At 71.3% G+C, this 17611-nt stretch carries 13 protein-coding genes; 6 read left to right on the top strand and 7 right to left on the bottom strand.

The annotated features are described in order from the left end of the window. Positions 1-59 precede the first annotated feature (59 nt). The 4 genes from pepN (ACFW22_RS32210) to ACFW22_RS32195 all read right to left on the bottom strand — a co-directional run bounded on the left by pepN (ACFW22_RS32210) (position 60) and on the right by ACFW22_RS32195 (position 8098). Positions 60-2648, bottom strand: a complete 2589-nt coding sequence (pepN, locus tag ACFW22_RS32210) for an aminopeptidase N (protein WP_386411566.1) — start codon at positions 2646-2648, stop codon at positions 60-62. A 195-nt stretch (positions 2649-2843) separates the two neighbouring features. Continuing rightward, positions 2844-3860 carry an aspartate-semialdehyde dehydrogenase gene (locus ACFW22_RS32205; RefSeq protein WP_386411564.1) on the bottom strand — a complete coding sequence of 339 codons (1017 nt, stop codon included), beginning with the start codon at positions 3858-3860 and terminating at the stop codon, positions 2844-2846. 167 nt (positions 3861-4027) lie between these two features. After that, positions 4028-7348, bottom strand: a complete 3321-nt coding sequence (locus tag ACFW22_RS32200) for a S8 family serine peptidase (protein ID WP_386411562.1) — start codon at positions 7346-7348, stop codon at positions 4028-4030. A gap of 207 nt (positions 7349-7555) precedes the next feature. Next, positions 7556-8098, bottom strand: coding sequence for a CGNR zinc finger domain-containing protein (locus tag ACFW22_RS32195; protein WP_386411559.1), 543 nt, complete (start codon positions 8096-8098; stop codon positions 7556-7558). 129 nt (positions 8099-8227) lie between these two features. Here ACFW22_RS32195 and ACFW22_RS32190 point away from each other — a divergent pair, with 129 nt between their 5' ends. The 5 genes from ACFW22_RS32190 to ACFW22_RS32170 all read left to right on the top strand — a co-directional run bounded on the left by ACFW22_RS32190 (position 8228) and on the right by ACFW22_RS32170 (position 12068). Continuing rightward, positions 8228-8683: a VOC family protein gene (locus tag ACFW22_RS32190; RefSeq protein ID WP_386411557.1), complete on the top strand. Its 456-nt coding sequence runs from the start codon at positions 8228-8230 to the stop codon at positions 8681-8683. A 179-nt stretch (positions 8684-8862) separates the two neighbouring features. Beyond that, positions 8863-9726: a pyridoxamine 5'-phosphate oxidase family protein gene (locus ACFW22_RS32185; protein ID WP_386411555.1), complete on the top strand. Its 864-nt coding sequence runs from the start codon at positions 8863-8865 to the stop codon at positions 9724-9726. A gap of 38 nt (positions 9727-9764) precedes the next feature. After that, positions 9765-10313 (top strand): HPP family protein, encoded by a 549-nt coding sequence (locus ACFW22_RS32180; protein ID WP_386411553.1) that lies wholly within the window; start codon positions 9765-9767, stop codon positions 10311-10313. 9 nt (positions 10314-10322) lie between these two features. Continuing rightward, entirely contained in the window at positions 10323-10790 is a 468-nt protein-coding gene (locus ACFW22_RS32175; RefSeq protein ID WP_386411551.1) for an NUDIX hydrolase, read from the top strand. A gap of 114 nt (positions 10791-10904) precedes the next feature. Further along, a complete protein-coding gene (locus ACFW22_RS32170; protein ID WP_386411549.1) occupies positions 10905-12068 on the top strand; it encodes a serine hydrolase domain-containing protein in 1164 nt (387 codons plus the stop codon). A gap of 3 nt (positions 12069-12071) precedes the next feature. Here the strand turns inward: ACFW22_RS32170 and ACFW22_RS32165 are convergent, their stop codons facing one another. Beyond that, the gene (locus ACFW22_RS32165; protein ID WP_386411547.1) at positions 12072-13076 is read right to left on the bottom strand and encodes a hypothetical protein; all 1005 of its coding nucleotides are present in this window, start codon (positions 13074-13076) and stop codon (positions 12072-12074) included. A gap of 174 nt (positions 13077-13250) precedes the next feature. After that, complete coding sequence (gene pepN / locus ACFW22_RS32160; RefSeq protein ID WP_386411545.1) at positions 13251-15794, bottom strand: aminopeptidase N; 2544 nt, start codon at positions 15792-15794, stop codon at positions 13251-13253. Between the two features lie 143 nt (positions 15795-15937). Here pepN (ACFW22_RS32160) and ACFW22_RS32155 point away from each other — a divergent pair, with 143 nt between their 5' ends. Further along, the gene (locus ACFW22_RS32155) at positions 15938-16573 is read left to right on the top strand and encodes a DsbA family protein (protein ID WP_386411543.1); all 636 of its coding nucleotides are present in this window, start codon (positions 15938-15940) and stop codon (positions 16571-16573) included. A 108-nt stretch (positions 16574-16681) separates the two neighbouring features. Here the strand turns inward: ACFW22_RS32155 and ACFW22_RS32150 are convergent, their stop codons facing one another. Continuing rightward, positions 16682-17326: a superoxide dismutase gene (locus tag ACFW22_RS32150; protein ID WP_386411541.1), complete on the bottom strand. Its 645-nt coding sequence runs from the start codon at positions 17324-17326 to the stop codon at positions 16682-16684. Between the last annotated feature and the right edge of the window lie 285 nt (positions 17327-17611).

The raw sequence follows: 17611 nt of genomic DNA, 5'->3' as shown, positions 1-17611 counted from the left end.
AAGGGGCGCCTCCACGGGGGAGGGCGCCCCTTCTCCGTTCGACCGGCCGCGGTCGGGCGTTACTTCGCGGCTGCCGCGTCCGCCGCCCGTGCCTTCAGCGCGCGCTCGACGCCCGCGCGGCACTCCGTCACCAGACGGCGCAGCGCCGGGACCGGATCGTGCTCGGCGATCCACGCGTCCGTCGCGTCCAGGGTCTCCTGCGAGACCTGGAGCGTCGGGTAGAGACCGACCACGATCTGCTGGACGATCTCGTGGCTGCGGGTCTCCGAGATGCCCTTGATCGAGGCGAAGTACCGCGCGGTGTACGGGGCGATCAGCTCGCGCTGGTCGGCCTGGACGAAGCCGCCGATGACCGCCTCCTGCACGGCGTTCGCCAGCTTGTCCTCCTCGACGACCGCGGTCCAGGCCTCCGCCTTGGCGGCCTCCGTCGGACGGGCCGCGCGCGCGGTGGCGGCGTGCCGCTCGCCCGCTGCCGTGCGGTCCCGCTCCAGCTCAGCGGCGATCTCCGCCTCGTCGAAGCGGCCGGTGGCCGCGAGGCGCTGCACGAACGTCCAACGCAGCTCTGCGTCGACCGCGAGGCCCTTGATCACCTCGGAGCCGTCGAGCAACCCGGCGAGCAGGTCGAGCTCGGCGTCCTCGCGGGCCGTCGCCGCGAAGGCCCGTGCCCACGCCAGCTGGTGGTCGCTGCCCGCCTCGGAGGCGCGCAGCTGCTCCTGGGCGAAGGCGCCCCAGCGCGCCAGGCCGGTCGCACGCCACTCCGGCGCGGCGTACAGCTCCAGGGCGGCCTTCACCTGGCCCTGCAGCGACTGCACCACACCGATGTCGGACTCCTTGGCGATGCCCGAGAGCACCAGGTCCAGGTAGTCGCGGGTGGCCAGCTCGCCGTCACGGGTCATGTCCCAGGCGGAGGCCCAGCACAGGGCGCGCGGCAGGGGCTCGGCGAAGTCCCCGAGGTGCGCGGTGACGTTCGTCAGGGACACCTCGTCGAGGCGGACCTTCGCGTACGACAGGTCGTCGTCGTTGAGGAGGACGACCGCCGGGCGGACCTTGCCCACCAACTGCTCGACGACGGTCAGCTCGGCCGCCGCGACGTCCAGCTCCAGCCGGTCGGTGCGGACCAGCTTGCCGCTCGCGTCGAGGTCGTAGAAGCCGATCGCGATCCGGTGCGGACGGAGCACGGCCTCGCCCTTGGCGCCGGCGGGCAGCGCCGGGGCCTCCTGCCTGACCGCGAAGGCGGTGATGGCGCCGTTCTCGTCGGTCTCGATCTCCGGGCGGAGGACGTTGATGCCGGCCGTCTCCAGCCATGCCTTCGACCAGGTCTTCAGATCGCGGCCGGAGGTCTCCTCCAGCGCGCCGAGGAGGTCGGACAGTCGGGTGTTCCCGAAGGCGTGCGCCTGGAAGTACGCCTGTACGCCCTTGAAGAACTCCTCCTGGCCGACGTAGGCCACGAGCTGCTTCAGGACGGAGGCGCCCTTGGCGTACGTGATGCCGTCGAAGTTGACGAGCACGTCCTCCAGGTCGTTGATCTCGGCCATGATCGGGTGGGTCGACGGCAGCTGGTCCTGGCGGTAGGCCCAGGTCTTCTCCGCGTTGGCGAAGGTCGTCCAGGCGTTGGGCCAGCGGGTGCCGGCGACGGAGGCCTGGCAGGCGACCGAGGTGTAGGTGGCGAACGACTCGTTCAGCCACAGGTCGTTCCACCACTCCATGGTGACGAGGTCGCCGAACCACATGTGGGCGAGCTCGTGCAGGATGGTCTCGGCCCGCTGCCCGTACGCCGCGTCCGTCACCTTCGAGCGGAAGACGTACTGGTCGCGGATGGTGACCGCGCCCGCGTTCTCCATCGCGCCCGCGTTGAACTCCGGCACGAACAGCTGGTCGTACTTGGCGAACGGGTAGGCGTACGCGAACTTCTCCTGGAACCAGCCGAAGCCCTGGCGGGTCACGTCGAAGATGTGGTCCGCGTCGAGGAACTCCGCCAGCGACGGACGGCAGTAGATGCCGAGCGGGACGGACTGGCCGTCCTCGCCCTCGTACGTCGAGTGCACCGAGTGGTACGGGCCGACGATCAGGGCCGTGATGTAGGTGGAGATGCGGGGGGTCGGCGCGAAGCGCCACACCGTCCCCTCGGGACCCTCGGGCTCCGGCGCCGGCGAGTTCGAGATCACCTTCCAGCCGGCCGGAGCCGTCACGGTGAACTGGAAGGTGGCCTTCAGGTCGGGCTGCTCGAAGGAGGCGAAGACGCGCCGGGCGTCCGGCACCTCGAACTGGGTGTAGAGGTAGGCCTGGTCGTCGACCGGGTCGACGAAGCGGTGCAGTCCCTCACCGGTGTTGGTGTAGGCGCAGTCGGCGACGACCTTGAGCTCGTTGCGACCGGCGGCCAGGTGGGCCAGGGCGATCCGGGAGTCCCGGAAGACGGCGGCCACGTCGAGCGAGCGGCCGTTGAGCACGACCTCGTGGACGGCCGGGGCGACGAGGTCGATGAAGGTCTCGGCACCGGCCTCGGCGGAATCGAAGCGGACGGTGGTGACGGACCGGTAGGTGCCGCCCTCCTGCGCACCGGTGAGGTCCAGTTCGACCTCGTACGCGTCCACGGTCAGCAGCGCCGCCCGCTGCTGAGCCTCTTCACGGGTCAGGTTTGTCCCAGGCACCCGGTCAACTCCTCGGTTTCGTGACGTTTGGGCCATCCTTCCATGGGGCGGCTCGCCGACGCACCGAGCATTTCCACGGCCCGCCCCCGCCGCCCCGCCCGGACGCGGTGGGTGCCGTCGCCGCGCGGGCCCGTCCCGTGCACGCAAGAGGGGCGGCTCCCCGTGACGGGGAGCCGCCCCTCCCGGGGCGTGCGGTCAGCCCTGGAGTTCGGCCGCGACGAGCTCCGCGATCTGCACGGCGTTCAGCGCCGCGCCCTTGCGCAGGTTGTCGTTGGAGAGGAACAGCGCGAGCCCGTTCTCCACGGTCTCGTCGACGCGGATGCGCCCCACGTACGAGACGTCCTTGCCGGCCGCCTGGAGCGGGGTCGGGATCTCGGAGAGCTCGACGCCCTCGGCGTCCTTGAGGAGCTCGTACGCGCGCTCGACGCTGATCGGACGCTCGAAGCGGACGTTGACCTGGAGCGAGTGGCCGGAGAAGACGGGGACGCGCACGCAGGTGCCGGAGACCTTGAGCTCGGGGATCTCCAGGATCTTGCGGGACTCGTTGCGGAGCTTCTGCTCCTCGTCGGTCTCGAAGGTGCCGTCGTCGACGAGGGAGCCGGCCAGCGGGACCACGTTGAAGGCGATCGGGCGCTGGTAGACGGTGGGCTCGGGGAACTCGACGGCCTCGCCGTCGAAGGCCAGCCGGTCGGCGGTCTCGGCCACGGCGCACGCCTGCGTGCGCAGCTCGGCGACGCCGGCCACGCCCGAGCCGGAGACGGCCTGGTAGGTGGTGGCGACCAGCGCGGTGAGCCCGGCCTCCTGGTGGAGCGGCTTGAGGACCGGCATGGCGGCCATCGTGGTGCAGTTCGGGTTGGCGATGATGCCCTTGGGGCGGTCCTTGACCGCGTGCGGGTTGACCTCGGAGACCACCAGCGGGACCTCGGGGTCACGACGCCAGGCGGAGGAGTTGTCGATCACGACGGCGCCCTGCGAGGCGACCTTCTCCGCGAGGGCCTTGGAGGTGGCGCCACCGGCGGAGAAGAGCACGATGTCCAGGCCGCTGTAGTCGGCGGTGGACGCGTCCTCGACCGTGACGCCGTCGATGACGGTGCCGGCGGAGCGGGCGGAGGCGAAGAGCCGCAGCTCGTCGACCGGGAAGTTCCGCTCGGCCAGGATCTTCCGCATGACTGTGCCGACCTGACCGGTGGCTCCGACGATTCCGACCTTCACGGGTGCTCCTCCGTACGTGTGTGCAAGGTGCTGCTTTCCATGATGCGTATGTCCCGGTGCGCCTTGTCCAATCCATTGTCCACGGGTCGGGATGCGTTCCGGCGCGTCCGGGGACGGAGAAGGGGCGGGCACCGGAACCGGTGCCCGCCCCTTTCGTGCGTGTGGTGCTACGGGGTGACGGCGCCGATCAGGACGCTGCCGGTGCCCGCGGAGGTGCCGCGCGCGTTCAGCAGCTGGACCTCGCCGAAGAACTGCCGGCCCTCGGGAGCCGCCCCGGAGACCAGGACCTCGGCGGCGACCTGGGCGGACGCGCCGTTGGCCAGCTTCACCGGCTTGGATCCGTCGACCTTCACCTCGCCGAGCGCGGCCGAGTAGTACACGTCCTTGTAGTCGTACGTCGTACCGCCCTCGGCCTGGACCGAGTAGCCGTCGATGACGACGGTGTACGTGCCCGCGGCGGGCTTGACCAGGGAGACGGCCTCCTCCGAGTCGCCGTCGGCCGACTGACCGACCTGCTTGCCGTCGAGGTAGACGGTCAGGTCGAGGTCGGCGGCCTTGTCGGAGGTGTTGCCGATGGCCACGTCGAGCCGCTCGACGCCCTCACCGATGGTGACGGTCTTCGTCTGCTTCTCGTGGTGCTGGATGGTCGGGGTCTCGGACTTCTGGGACCCGAGCGGACCGCCCTTCAGCGTGCCGTCGATGGCGGCGAAGGAGTTGGTGACCTTCCACTCGACGGCGGACGGGGTGCCCACCTTCGCCTCGGCGACGGTCAGCACCGCCGGGTCGAAGTCGGCGCCGAGCGCGGACACGTCCAGCGTGTAGGGGTTGTCCAGGTCGGGCGAGGTGCGGCGGGCCTCGACCTCGATCTCCCACACGCCCGGGGTCGGGTTCGCGTACGAGCGCAGGTCCGGACGGCAGGTGTTCGCCGGGTTGTAGTGCGGGTAGCAGACGTTGGACGCGGTCGACTCGAACGGCACGCCGTACGGGTGGATCGCGATGAACCGGGTCTGGCTCTGCTCCTTCAGACCGCCGAGGGCGACCTCAAGGGTCTTCGCGCCCTCCGGGACGGTGATGAAGTACGACTTCACGCCGTTGCGCTGCACGGAGCCGGTGGCGGTGAAGCGGTAACCGGGGGCCGTCAGGTCCTCGGCGGCGACGACGGTCGCCATGATCTGCTTGTCGACGCCCTCGGTGAAGAAGTCGTCGGCCTCCAGGATGACGCTGTGCACGCCGGCGGCCTTCGGACGGGCCTGCAGCTTGACGGTGACCGGCTTGTTCAGCGGCAGCGCCACCCAGGGGCTGCCGAGGAGGCGGAAGGTGCCGTCGTTGTACTTCAGGTCCAGCTTGTGCCAGACCGTGCGGTTCGGGCCGCTGGTGCGCGTGATGGTGACCTCGTAGACCTTCTTCTGGCCGACCTTGAGGCCGCCCTCGCGGTCGTACACGCCGGTGCCGGTGTGCGGGGCCGGGAAGATCACGGTGTCGACGGGGGCCTCGACCTTGTAGTCGTGCGCGGTCGCGCCGAACAGGATCGAGTCCCAGGCGTCGACGACGTTCACGAGGCCGGCGCCCTGCTCGTGCGCCGCGACACCGGAGATCCGCTTGGCGGTCGAGGTGAGCGCGGTGCGCAGGGTCAGCGGGGACAGCTCGACGTGCCGTTGCTTGGCCGCGGAGATCAGCAGCGCGCTGGCGCCGGCGACCTGGGGCGAGGACATCGAGGTGCCGTTGAACATGGCGTAGCCGGCGGGCAGCTCGTATCCGGCCTCGGGCACGGGGGAGCCGGCCTGCCAGGTCGGAACGCTGCTGATGGCCGAGCCGGGGCCGGTCACGGTCGGGGTGAAGCCGCCGTCCTCGCGCGGACCGCGCGAGGAGAAGGGGAACATGGCGTACTTCTTCGTGACGTCGGAGCCGTAGTTGGCGGCCCAGGTCGCCTTGGAGACGCCGGCGCCCACCGAGATCACCTTGTCGGCCAGACCGGGGTCGCCGATGGTGTTGGTGCCGGGGCCGGAGTTGCCGGCGGAGATGACCAGCTGGACGCCGTACTCGTCGATCAGCCGCGTGTAGAGGCGGGCGCGGACGTTGTCGCCGTCGTTGAGCGCGGGCAGGCCGCCGATCGACATGTTGACGATGTCGACGCCGCGGTTGACGACCAGGTCCACCATGCCCTCGGTGAGGGCGGTGTTGGTGCAGCCGCCGGACCAGGTGCAGGCGCGGGCGGACACGATCTTCGCGCCGGGGGCGGCGCCGTCCATCCGGCCGCCGAACATGCCGTTGGCGGCGGTGATGCCGGCGACGTGGGTGCCGTGGGCGGACTCGACGACGCCGATGTTGACGAAGTCGGCCTTCTTGCCGACCCAGGGCCCGCCGTACGGGTCCATCGGGACGTCCTTGCGGATCTCCACCACGAACGGGGTCCGCTCGGCCACGTCGGTGGTCGGGTCGTCCGTGCCGAAGTAGCCGATCTGGTAGCCGTCCTTGTACGGCTTCATCGGCTCGTTGTTGGTGAAGTCGCCGTCCTGGTCGGTGTCGACGCGGACGGTGCCGGCGACCGGGTCGTACAGCATGCCGAAGACGTCGGTGGTGTCGCCGTCCCGGTTGATGTCGCCCGCCGGGTCTCCGCCCGCGGTGACCGACTCGGCGAAGCGGTTGAAGCGGAAGGACCCCTCGGGCGCCTTCCAGCTCTGCCCGGAGGCCGTGAACACCGGCCCGGAGACCTCGGTCACCTGGGCGCGCCAGGTGCCGTCGCCCTCGGTGATCGGGTCGGTGGCGGTGACCCAGTCGACGATCTTGCGCTCGCCGGTGGTGGTCTTCTGCAGGGCCGGGTGGGCGAGGTCGACGCCCGAGTCGAGGATGCCGATGGTCACGCCGCGGCCGTCGGCCCGGGGGTGGTCCTGGACGAACTCGACCGCACCGGTCTCGAAGGACGGGTTGTACGGGTTCTTCGCGGGCGTCTTCGCGTCGGGGCCCGTGTAGGTCCGCTTGTGACGGGTGCCGTCGACCGCACTCGTGGTACCGGCGTCCGGGGTCGGGTCGTCGAGCTGGATCTCCGCCTGGAGGTCGATCGACAGGACCGAGGAGAGCTTGGTCGCGGCCGTGATGGCGGCCTTGGCCTTCTTGGTGGGGAGGGTGGCGCGGACGTAGCCGAGCTTGTCCTCCTGCTTGCCGACGGAGGCTCCGGGGACGGAGTCCAACTGGCCGGCGACCTGCTCGGTGGCGCCGGGCGCGGTGGCGACGAGCACGGTGACGTTCTGCTGGCCGCTCGCCTCGGCCTCGGAGAGCCGCTGGGCGTCGGTCGAGCCGAGCTTGTCGGCGGGGTCCGCGGTCTTGACCGGGGGAGTGGTGCTCGTCGGGTCGTCGGCCGCGAGGACCGGAGCGGCGCCTGCCGCAACCAGTGCGGTCACGAGTCCGGCGGCGGCGGCGATGCGGGCCGCGCGTCTCGTCCCGTGGGTCGGGCGTCCGGGTATGGAGCCCTGCGTTTTGGGGGTGGTCATTTACATCCCTGTTTGTGAAAGAAGAGGGTCCGGATTCCGGTACCGGATGACCGCTCAGCCTTTCGCAAGTGACAGGGTTTTGGGGAGGGTTAACGGGGGCGGGATGTGTACGTGGCGCACATCCGCCAGTGCGGAACACGCGCCACGCGGGACGAAACACCCCGAGGGGGATGGGGCGTCAGGTGCTGCGGGACTGCTCCCCGGGCCCTAGTGGTCCTTGGTGCGGGCGTAGTGGCGCGAGGCCTTGGCGCGGTTGCCGCAGGCCGCCATCGAGCACCAACGGCGGGTGCCGTTCCGCGAGGTGTCGAAGAAGTGCAGGATGCACGCTTCGTGGGCGCAGGCCCGGATCCGGTCGGGAGCCGTGCGCAGCAGGTCGAGGTAGTCCCGCGCGGCGGTCCAGGCCGGACCCCAGCTGGGGTCGGTGAACTCGGCCTCTTCGCCGGGGCCTTCGGTGGTGAGGGTGGCCCGGATGCGGCCGTGGTCGAGGACGGCGTCGACGCGCGCGGTGGCGGCGGGGTCGCCGGGCCGGTCGACGAGCGAGGCGAGCGCGTCCCGGGCGGCGAGGGTGTGCCGCAGGGTGGTGGCGTCGGCGGTGAACCGCCCTTCCAGGCCGTTGGCGGCGAGCCAGACGGCGAGGCCGTCGGTGTCCGTCAGCAGGTCCTGGCGGACGCCCTCCACGTTCCAGCGGGTGTTGAGCAGGTCCAGGGAGACGGGCTCGCCGGTGAGCGGTCGGGGGTCGACGGCGGTCATGGTGGCACCCTCCTCGCGGAACTAACCCCTCAAGATTACGTGAGCGGTTGACCCTCGCCATGCCTAACCTCTAAAGTTGAATTAGAGGGTTAGCCCGAGGGGGGCGTGCCCGAGAGGAAGGGAAGCGTCATGTCCGCGATCGGAACGCTCGCCACCCACCACGTCGGCCTCAACGTCACGGATCTGGAGCGCTCGCTCGCCTTCTACGGCGACGTCCTCGGCTTCGACGTCCTCGGCCGGGGCGAGGAGGAGGGCAGTCGCTACGCCTTCCTCGGCCGGGGCGAGCGCCTCGTGCTCACCCTCTGGCAGCAGTCCCGGGGCGCCTATGACCCCGCCCGGCCCGGCCTCCACCACCTCGCCTTCGAGGCCGAGTCCATCGACCACGTCCGTGCCGCCGAGGCCGCGCTCCTCGCCCGCGGCGCCTCCTTCGCGTACGAGGGCGTCGTCGCCCACCGCGAGGGGGCGGCCTCCGGCGGCATCTTCTTCCACGACCCGGACGGGACCCGCCTGGAGATCTCGGTCCCGAAGGGTGCGGAGCATGCCGAAGCTCCCTCGGAAACCGCCCCCACCTGCGGTTTCTTCTAGGTCGAGGGCGAAGGCCCCTCCCGCCCCCGGGCGGACGGAGCCACTGTCGAAACACGTCCGGCCGCCCGGGGCGTCGGAGCACCCCGATTCCTCCGGGACCCGGTGCGGAACGGCCGGGCGTGCCCCGCGCGCCCCCGCACCGGGGCCGCGCCCGTCGCCCCGCCTTCCAGGAGGTCCCCGTGAACACCGCCTACCACCCCGGCTCCCTCGCCGTGCAGGAACGCGTCGGCGTCCGTGACCTCGCGGACCGCATCGGCCGTTCCCTCACCCCCGGCATCCGCCCGGTCGCCGCCGCCTTCCTGGAGGCCCAACCCATGCTGGTGCTCGGTGCGGCGGATGCCGAGGGGCGCGTCTGGTCCCGTCTGCTCACCGGACCGCCCGGTTTCGTCCGGGCCGTCGGGCCGCACGCGGTCTCGGTGGCCGCGGCCCTCCCCGCGGGCCTCCCCGAAGGCGCCCCCGTCGGCACCCTCGCCCTCGATCCCCGCACCCGCCGCCGCATGCGGCTCAACGGCACCGCCCGGACCAGCAGTCGCGGCTTCACCGTCGAGGCCGAGCAGGTCTTCTCCAACTGCCCCAAGTACCTCCAGAAGAGGGAGTGGTACGGCTCCGAATCCCCCGGCCCCGAAGCCGGTGCCGTGCGACGCGGCGAGGCCCTCACCTCCGAGCAGACCCGCCGGATCCGCGCCGCCGACACCTTCTTCGTCTCCACGACCGCCCCCGACGGCGTCGACACGAGCCACCGCGGCGGCAACCCCGGCTTCGTCCGGGTCGACGGCCCGCGCGAGCTCGGCTGGCGCGACTACCCGGGCAACGCGATGTTCCTGACCCTGGGCAACCTGGAGTCGGACGGCCGTGCCGGACTCCTCTTCCTGGACTGGAGCACGGGGTGGACGCTCCGGGTCAGCGGCCGGGCGCACACCGAGTACGGCGCCGAGGGCCGCTTCACCCGCCTCCGGGTCGACCACACGGTCGAGGACCCGGCCGGCAGCCCCCTGCGGTGGTCGGCCCCCGCGTACTCCCCGGCCAATCCGGCCGTTTCCTGACCGTCCGTTCCCGCTCCCCGATGCCCGAAGGACCGCCCGTGCCCGTCGTGCCGCCCCCCGAAGCCGCCGTGCCCGCCGTGACGCCTCCCCCCGTTCCGGCGGGGACCGCCCGGCCCCGGCCACCCGCCCGGCCCCGCCCGCGGGCCGTGCTCGTGTCCACCGCCGCCTCCGTCACCGCGCTCCTCCTCCTGGTCGCGGTCGGCGCCCTGCTCCGCCAGCCGCTGCTCATCCCGCCGCTCGCGGCGAGCATGGCGTTGGTCGCGGGCGCCCCCGACCTCCCGCTCTCCCAACCGCGTTCGGTCGTCGGCGGCCAGTTGCTCTCGGCCCTCACCGGCTTCGGCGTCCTCGCCGCGGCCGGACCCGGGCCCTGGGCCGCCGCCGTCGCGGGCGGTCTCGCCCTCGGCGTGATGACGCTCGCCCGCACCCCGCACTCGCCCGCCGCGGCCACGGCCGTCATCGTCGCCCTCCAGGCACCGCCCTTCTGGTCGTTTCTCGGCCTCCTTGCCCTCGCCGCCCTCCTCCTGGTCGCCCTGGGGCCGGTGGCCGCCCGTGCCGCGGGGCGGACGTACCCCCAGTACTGGATCTAACCTCTTTGCATGCAAAAGGAGTTGAGGGTGGCGGCCTACGCCGTGTGCGTGCGTGACGGGCAACTGCTCCTGGCCCGCTGGGTCGCGAAGGACGGCAGCAAGCGCTGGACCCTTCCGGGTGGTGGCATGGAACACGGGGAGGAACCCGTCCGCACCGTCGTCCGCGAGGTCGAGGAGGAGACGGGGTACCTCGTCGAGCCCACCGCCCTCCTCGGCGTCGACTCCATCCGGCGTTCCTGGCTCAGGCTGTTCGACGGACCCGGGGACTGGCAGGGGCTGCGGATCGTCTACGAAGCCCAGGTCACCGGTGGTGCCCTGCGCAACGAGATCGACGGTTCCACGGACCTCGCCGCCTGGCACCCGCTCGACTCGGTGCCCTCCCTGACCCGTGTCGAGCTCGTCGACATCGGCCTCGACCTGTGGCGGGAGCGCCCGCCGGTCGGCCGCTCCCGCTTCACCACCCCGGGGAACGGCTGATCCCTCCGGAGGACGGCCGGAAAGGGCCCAACCGTCGAACCCCCTCTCAACCCGTCCCGCCGGGACCGCGGTCCCCTCCCGTGACCGATCAACCCGCACGTCAGGGGAGTCCGCATGCTAGCCGCACGCACCGTCCGCACCGTCCGCATCACCGCCGCCACCGTCCTCCTGGCGGGTCTCGCCGCTCCCGCCCTGGCCGCTCCCGCCCTGGCCGCTCCCGGCTCCGCGGCCCCCGCGAAGCCGGACCACACGGCCACCCTGCGGGCCCTCGACGCGGCCGTCGCCGCCGGCGTCCCCGGAGCCGTCGCCCAGGCCCGCGACGGCCGTGACCACTGGACCGGCACGGCCGGCGACCGCAAGGGCAACGACCGCTACCGCGTGGGCTCCATCACCAAGACCTTCACCGCCACCGTCCTCCTCCAGCTCCAGGCGGAGGGCCGCATCGACCTCGACGACCCGGTCGAGAAGTGGCTCCCCGGGGTCGTCCGCGGAAACGGCCACGACGGTACGAGGATCACCGTCCGCCAACTGCTCAACCACACCAGCGGCATCTACAACTACACCAGCGACCGCGGTTTCCAGCAGAAGGTCTTCGGTGCCGGGTTCCTGGAGCACCGCTACGACACCTGGACCCCGCGGCAGCTCGTCTCCCTCGCGATGGCCCACGAGCCCGACTTCGCCCCGGGCACCGACTGGAACTACTCCAACACCAACTTCGTCCTCGCCGGCATGGTGATCGAGGAGGTCACCGGGCGCCCCTACGGAAAGGCCGTCGAGAACCGGATCATCAAGCCGCTCAAACTGCGTGCCACCAGCGTCCCCGGGACCCGCTCGGCGATGCCGAAGCCCAGCAGCCCGGCGTACTCCACGCTCTCCGCGGACGGGAACGCCCCCGTGCACGACGTCTCGGCGCTCAACCCGAGCATCGCGGGCGCGGCAGGAGAGATGGTCTCCGACTCCCGGGACCTCCAGACCTTCTACCGGGCCCTGCTCAAGGGCCGGCTCCTGCCGAAGTCCGCATGGGAGGAAATGAGCACCACGGTCCCGATCTCCGCCGACCGCCCGGACGTGGGGTACGGTCTCGGGATCATGAAGCAGGAGCTGAGCTGCGGCAAGGAGGTCTGGGGCCACGGCGGCGGCATCCACGGCTCCGCCTCCTTCGCCCAGGTCACCCGCGACGGCGCGCACTCCCTCGCCGGCAACTTCAACGCCGACTGGACGGGGGACAGCGGGAAGGTCGTCGAAGCCGAGTTCTGCGGCACCGACCCGGAGGGGTAGTCGTCACTGCGGCAGGACGACGACGTACGCGGCGGGCTTCCGGTCCGGCGCGGCCATCAGGGCGGTGCAGACCACGGCGGCCTGCTGGTCCATCGCCTCGCGCAGCTTGCGCGGGGTGAGGTGGACGACCGTGATGCCGAGCCGCTCCAGGTGCTCCCGCTTGCGGGTGTACTCGTTCCACAGCTCCTCGTCGTCCTGCTGCGGCGCCCGGGTGTCCAGCTCGACGGCGACCGCGTGCTCGGGCCAGTAGGCGTCCACCCCGCCCAGGTGCGGGCCGCCCGGCAACCGCAGGTCCACGTTCCACAGCGGGTCCGGCAGCCCGAACTCCCGCACCATGGAGTAGAGCCGTTCTTCGCAGAGCGAGCGTCCCTCGGCGAGCAGCGCGTCCACCGCGTCCGCCACGTGCGGCCGGGAGAGCAGTCGAGACCGGCTCAACTCCCTGACCAGGGTGCCGGTTTCGCAGTGACCTCCGCGCACGGCGTCGGTGAGCAGCCGCCGCACCGCCGCCGCGTCCGAGAGGCCCGACACCGCGTCGGCGACGGCGCGGGCGACGGGGGCGACGGGGAGGTCGGTGAGCTCCACCGGCTCCGGCGACTCGGGGGTGCGCACCACCCGCACCCAAGCGGTCGAGCGCAGGCGCCGGGTGCGCGGCACCAGCACGTCGATCCGCTCCAGGGCGGTGAGCGGAGGTGCGGAGGGGAGGCGGTGCAGGGTCAGGGCGGCGAGCCCGGTGATCATCGGTTCGGGGCCCTGCGGGGGCACGGCTCCGGTCCCGCGGGCGTAGAGCAGGGCGGCGCGCAGCCGGTCCTCGCTGGTCGGTGCCCCGGGCTGGAGCAGGAAGACCCCGGGCAGCAGCTGCTGCCAGCCGCCGGGCCGGCACTGCGTGGCGACCTCGGTGGCGGAAACGCCCTGCGTCCTCAACTGCTCTGCGGAAGCAAGGCGTTGGTTCCGTCCGGTGCAGGAGGAGAGGGGGAGGGGGCGGGGGGTGAGGGGGGCGTTGTGGTTCATGTCCGGGGTCTTCCGTCCCCCGAGGCTTCCCTAACCCCTGTTACACATCCGTCGACAATTGGGGACGAGACCGCCCTAAAGGACGCACGTTCGAGTGCCGATGAGCCCCCTCGCCTTCGACGTCACCGAGGGGGCCGCGGACCGAAGCCCGCGACCCCCTCGGTGAGGGGCTCGCTATGCCGCGCCGTCGCAGGCCTGGGCCCGCAGCGCCCGCGCCAGGTCGTCGCGGGACTCCAGGACGAGTCGGCGCAGCGCTGGCGCTGCCCCGGCGTGCTCCGACAACCAGGAGTCCGCCGCCGCCAGCGTCGCCTCGCTGTCCTGCAGCCCCGGGAACAGGCCCTGGACCACGTCGATGCCGATCTGGATCGACCGCTCGTCCCACAACCGCTCGATCGCGGCGAAGTACTTCTCCGCGTACGGCGCGATCAGCTCGCGCTGCGAGGGCTGCACGAAGCCCGCGATGGTCGCCTCCACCAGTGCGTTCGACAGGGCGTCCGACTCGACGACCTGCGCCCAGGCCTGTGCCTTGACCTCCGACGAGGGGCGCGAGGCCAGCAGTCGGGTCTGGTGGCGCTTGCCCGTCGCGGTGTCGTCCCGGGCCAGCTCCTCGCCGATCCGGGCCTCGTCCGCCCGGCCGTGCACGGCCAGCGGGGAGAGCAGCGCCCAGCGCAGTTCCTGGTCGACGTCGAGGCCGTCGACCTCGGCGGTGCCGTCGAGCAGCCCCTCCAGGAACTGGAAGTCGGCCTCGGTGGAGGCGGTCGCCGCGAAGAACCGCGCCCAGGTCAACTGGTGCTCGCTGCCCGGCTCGGCCGTCCGCAGCTCGCGCAGCCCGCCTTCGGCGAGCAGGCGCCCGCCCTCCTCGCGCCACGCGGGCGCCGCGTACAGGGCGACGGCCGACTTCGCCCAGCCGTGCACCATCTGGAGCACGCCGATGTCGGTCTCGCGTCCCGCGAAGGCGAGCGCGACGGCGACGAAGTCACGGGCGGGCATCAGCCCGTCACGCGTCAGGTTCCACAACGCCGACCAGCCCAGCGCGCGGGCCAGCGGGTCGGTGATGTCGCCGAGGTGGGCGCGCAGGGTGGTGAGCGACCCCTCGTCGAAGCGGATCTTGCAGTAGGTGAGGTCGTCGTCGTTGACGAGGATCAGGTCGGGCCGCTCCTCGCCGGCGAGCGCGGAGACGACCGTTCGGGCACCGGCGATGTCGACCTCGGCCCGCGCGTACCGCACGAGCTCGCCGTCCGAGAGCCGGTAGAGCCCCACGGCGGCCCGGTGCGGGCGCAGCTCGTCGCCCTCCTGGAGGACGGCGAGCTCGACGATCCGGCCCTCCGCGTCCTGGGTGACGGCCGGGGTCAGGCTGTTCACGCCGGAGGTCTGCAACCAGGACTTCGCCCAGGCCTTCATGTCCCGTCCGGAGGTCTCCTCCAGGATCGAGAGGAGGTCGGCCAGCCGCGTGTTGCCGTAGGCGTGGCGCTTGAAGTAGCGGCGTGCGCCCTCCATGAACGCGTCCCGGCCGGCGTACGCGACCAGCTGCTTCAGGACGGAGGCGCCCTTGGCGTAGGTGATCCCGTCGAAGTTGAGCTTGGCGTCCTCCAGGTCACGGATGTCCGCCGTGATCGGGTGCGTGGACGGCAGCTGGTCGGCGCGGTAGGCCCAGGCCTTGCGGTTGTTGGCGAAGGTCACCCAGCTGTTGGTGAAGCGGGTGGCCTCGGCGTTCACGAAGGAGCCCATGAAGTCCGCGAAGGACTCCTTCAGCCACAGGTCGTCCCACCAGACCATGGTGACCAGGTCGCCGAACCACATGTGCGCCATCTCGTGGAGGATGACGTTGGACCGGGCCTCGTACGAGGCCTGGGTGACCTTGCCCCGGAAGACGCACTCCTCGCGGAAGGTGACCAGGCCCGGGTTCTCCATCGCACCGAGGTTGTACTCGGGGACGAAGGCCTGGTCGTACTTGCCGAAGGGGTACGGGTAGTCGAAGTTCTCGTGGAAGAAGTCGAAGCCCTGCTTGGTGATCAGGAAGATGTCGTCCGGGTCGAAGTGCTTCGCGAGGGACTTGCGGCACATCGCGCCGAGCGGGATCTCCAGCTCGCCGCGCGCGTAGGTGTCGGTGACGTAGTGGTACGGGCCGGCGACGACGCACGTGATGTACGTGGAGATCGGCGCCGTCTCCGCGAACCGCCACACGCCCTCGGCGTCCTGCTCGCCCGCGCCGTTCGACCAGACCGTCCACCCCTCCGGTGCGGTCACGGCGAAGCGGTACGGGGCCTTGAGGTCGGGCTGCTCGAAGTTGGCGAACACCCGACGGGCGTCGGCCGGCTCGTACTGGGTGTAGAGGTAGACCTCGCCGTCCTCCGGGTCGACGAAGCGGTGCATGCCCTCGCCGGTCCGGCTGTAGGCGCACTGTGCGTCCACCACCAGCGTGTTCTCGTCGGCCAGGTCGTCGAGCGCGATCCGCGTGCCGTCGAAGACCGCTGCCGGGTCGAGGGGGCGGCCGTTGAGGGTGACCGCGTTCACCGACGGCGCGATCAGGTCGACGAAGGTGCTCGTGCCCCCGCCGGTGCGGCGGAACCGGATCGTCGTCTCCGAGCGGAAGGTGCGCACCGTCTCGGTGGACTCGCCGACCGCCGATCGTAGGTCGAGGACGACCTCGTAGGCGTCGACGGACAACAGCGAGGCCCGCTCGTGGGCCTCGTCGCGGGACAGGTTCTCACCGGGCACGGTCACTCCTTCGTGGCACGTTTGAAGCAGCACCGATCTTCCCACGTGCTGCTGTCGCGCGGTACGCGGGAATGCCGTCACGGGACGTCGGTGTTGGCTCCCTTCGGTGCACCACCTTCCACGCGGCCTTACCGAGGAGTGACATGTCCGAGACCAGGACCACCGCCGACTTCTACTTCGATCCGCTCTGCCCCTGGGCCTGGATGACCTCCCGCTGGATGCTGGAGGTGGAGCAGGTGCGCCCGGTCGACGTCCGCTGGAAGGTCATGAGCCTGGCGGTGCTCAACGAGAACCGGCTCGACGAGCTCCCGCCGGAGTACCGGGAGATGCTGGAGACCCAGGCCTGGGGCCCGGTCCGCGTGGTGACGGCAGCCCAGGTGCTGCACGGCGACGAGGTCGTCGGGAAGCTGTACACGGCCCTCGGCACCCGCTTCCACAACAACGGCGAGGGGGCCACCCGCGAGGCGATCGTGGGCGCCCTGACCGACGTCGGGCTGCCCGAGGACCTCGCGGACTTCGCCGACAAGGACACCTACGACGCCGAGCTCCGGGCCTCGCACAAGGAGGGCATCGAGAAGGTCGGCCAGGACGTCGGCACCCCGGTCATCGCGGTGCCGGGCCCGACGGGCGACGAGGTCGCCTTCTTCGGCCCGGTCGTCACCCCGACCCCGCGCGGCGATGCGGCGGCCCGCCTGTGGGACGGCACCCTCCTGGTGGCGTCGACGCCGGGCTTCTACGAGATCAAGCGCACCCGGACGGCGGCGCCGAGCTTCCAGTAGACCCGGGCACGGCACGGAAGAACCCCCGCGATTCCTGTCATCGCGGGGGTTCCCCTTTCATCCGCCTGCCCGGTGAAGGTGGAGAAGACGATCACGAGCAGGACGTCCTCAGATGCCGATGAGCGGGGTGCGCCCCTTGGCGTCGGCGTAGCGCTTCTGCACGTCCTGCCAGTTGACGACCTGCCACATGGCCTCGATGAAGTCGACCTTCTGGTTCTTGTACTGCAGGTAGAAGGCGTGCTCCCAGGCGTCGAAGACCAGGATCGGGACCGAGCCCTGACCGACGTTGCCCTGGTGGTCGTAGACCTGCTCGACGATCAGCCGGCCGCTGAGGGGTTCGTACGCGAGGACGCCCCAGCCGGATCCCTGGGTGGTCGCGGAGGCCTTGGTCAACTGGGTCTTGAACGCGGCGAAGGAGCCGAAGGAGTCGGCGATCGCGTCCGCGAGTTCACCCGTGCCGTCCGCCGCCGAGGGCTCGCCGCCCCCTCCGTCCTTCGGGCTGCTCATGTTGTTCCAGTAGATGGAGTGGAGGACGTGGCCGGAGAGGTGGAAGGCCAGGTTCTTCTCCAGGCCGTTGATCGCCTCCCACCGTTCCTTCTCGCGGGCCTCCGCCAACTGCTCCAGGGTGTCGTTCGCGCCCTTGACGTAGGCGGCGTGGTGCTTGTCGTGGTGCAACTCGATGATCTGCGGATTGATCACCGGCTCCAGCGCCGCGTAGTCGTACGGCAGCTCGGGAAGTGTGTAGATCGCCATGTGCCGGCCCCCTTCGACCGCTCCTGCTTATTGCAAGCTATGTGCAAGTGCAGGCTAGCAGTAGGTGCGAAGAAAGAGTGATCATCCCCGCCCGAGTGGCGGCGCCCGGCCGCTCCGCGCCCGGCCGCGACGAGGCCCCTGGACCCGTCGTCTACGGGTCCAGGGGCAGCGGCAGATGTGTATAATAGTAACGGGCGTGCCTGCGTAGATTCGGCCCCACAAACGGCACACCGCAAGGGGGGTGAGGGAGGTGGCGGGGGCACGGCCCGCCACCGACGACAAGTC

The sequence above is a fragment of the Streptomyces sp. NPDC058872 genome (assembly GCF_042743065.1).
GTDB lineage: Bacteria > Actinomycetota > Actinomycetes > Streptomycetales > Streptomycetaceae > Streptomyces.
This window is presented reverse-complemented; position numbering and strand designations above follow the sequence as displayed.

Excerpts from the sequence above, each read along its gene's own strand:
- ACFW22_RS32200 (WP_386411562.1), bottom strand. The coding sequence starts at position 7,348 with ATGACCACCCCCAAAACGCAGGGCTCCATACCCGGACGCCCGACCCAC.
- ACFW22_RS32195 (WP_386411559.1), bottom strand. The coding sequence starts at position 8,098 with ATGACCGCCGTCGACCCCCGACCGCTCACCGGCGAGCCCGTCTCCCTG.
- ACFW22_RS32190 (WP_386411557.1), top strand. The coding sequence starts at position 8,228 with ATGTCCGCGATCGGAACGCTCGCCACCCACCACGTCGGCCTCAACGTC.
- ACFW22_RS32175 (WP_386411551.1), top strand. The coding sequence starts at position 10,323 with ATGCAAAAGGAGTTGAGGGTGGCGGCCTACGCCGTGTGCGTGCGTGAC.
- ACFW22_RS32170 (WP_386411549.1), top strand. The coding sequence starts at position 10,905 with ATGCTAGCCGCACGCACCGTCCGCACCGTCCGCATCACCGCCGCCACC.
- ACFW22_RS32165 (WP_386411547.1), bottom strand. The coding sequence starts at position 13,076 with ATGAACCACAACGCCCCCCTCACCCCCCGCCCCCTCCCCCTCTCCTCC.
- ACFW22_RS32155 (WP_386411543.1), top strand. The coding sequence starts at position 15,938 with ATGTCCGAGACCAGGACCACCGCCGACTTCTACTTCGATCCGCTCTGC.
- ACFW22_RS32150 (WP_386411541.1), bottom strand. The coding sequence starts at position 17,326 with ATGGCGATCTACACACTTCCCGAGCTGCCGTACGACTACGCGGCGCTG.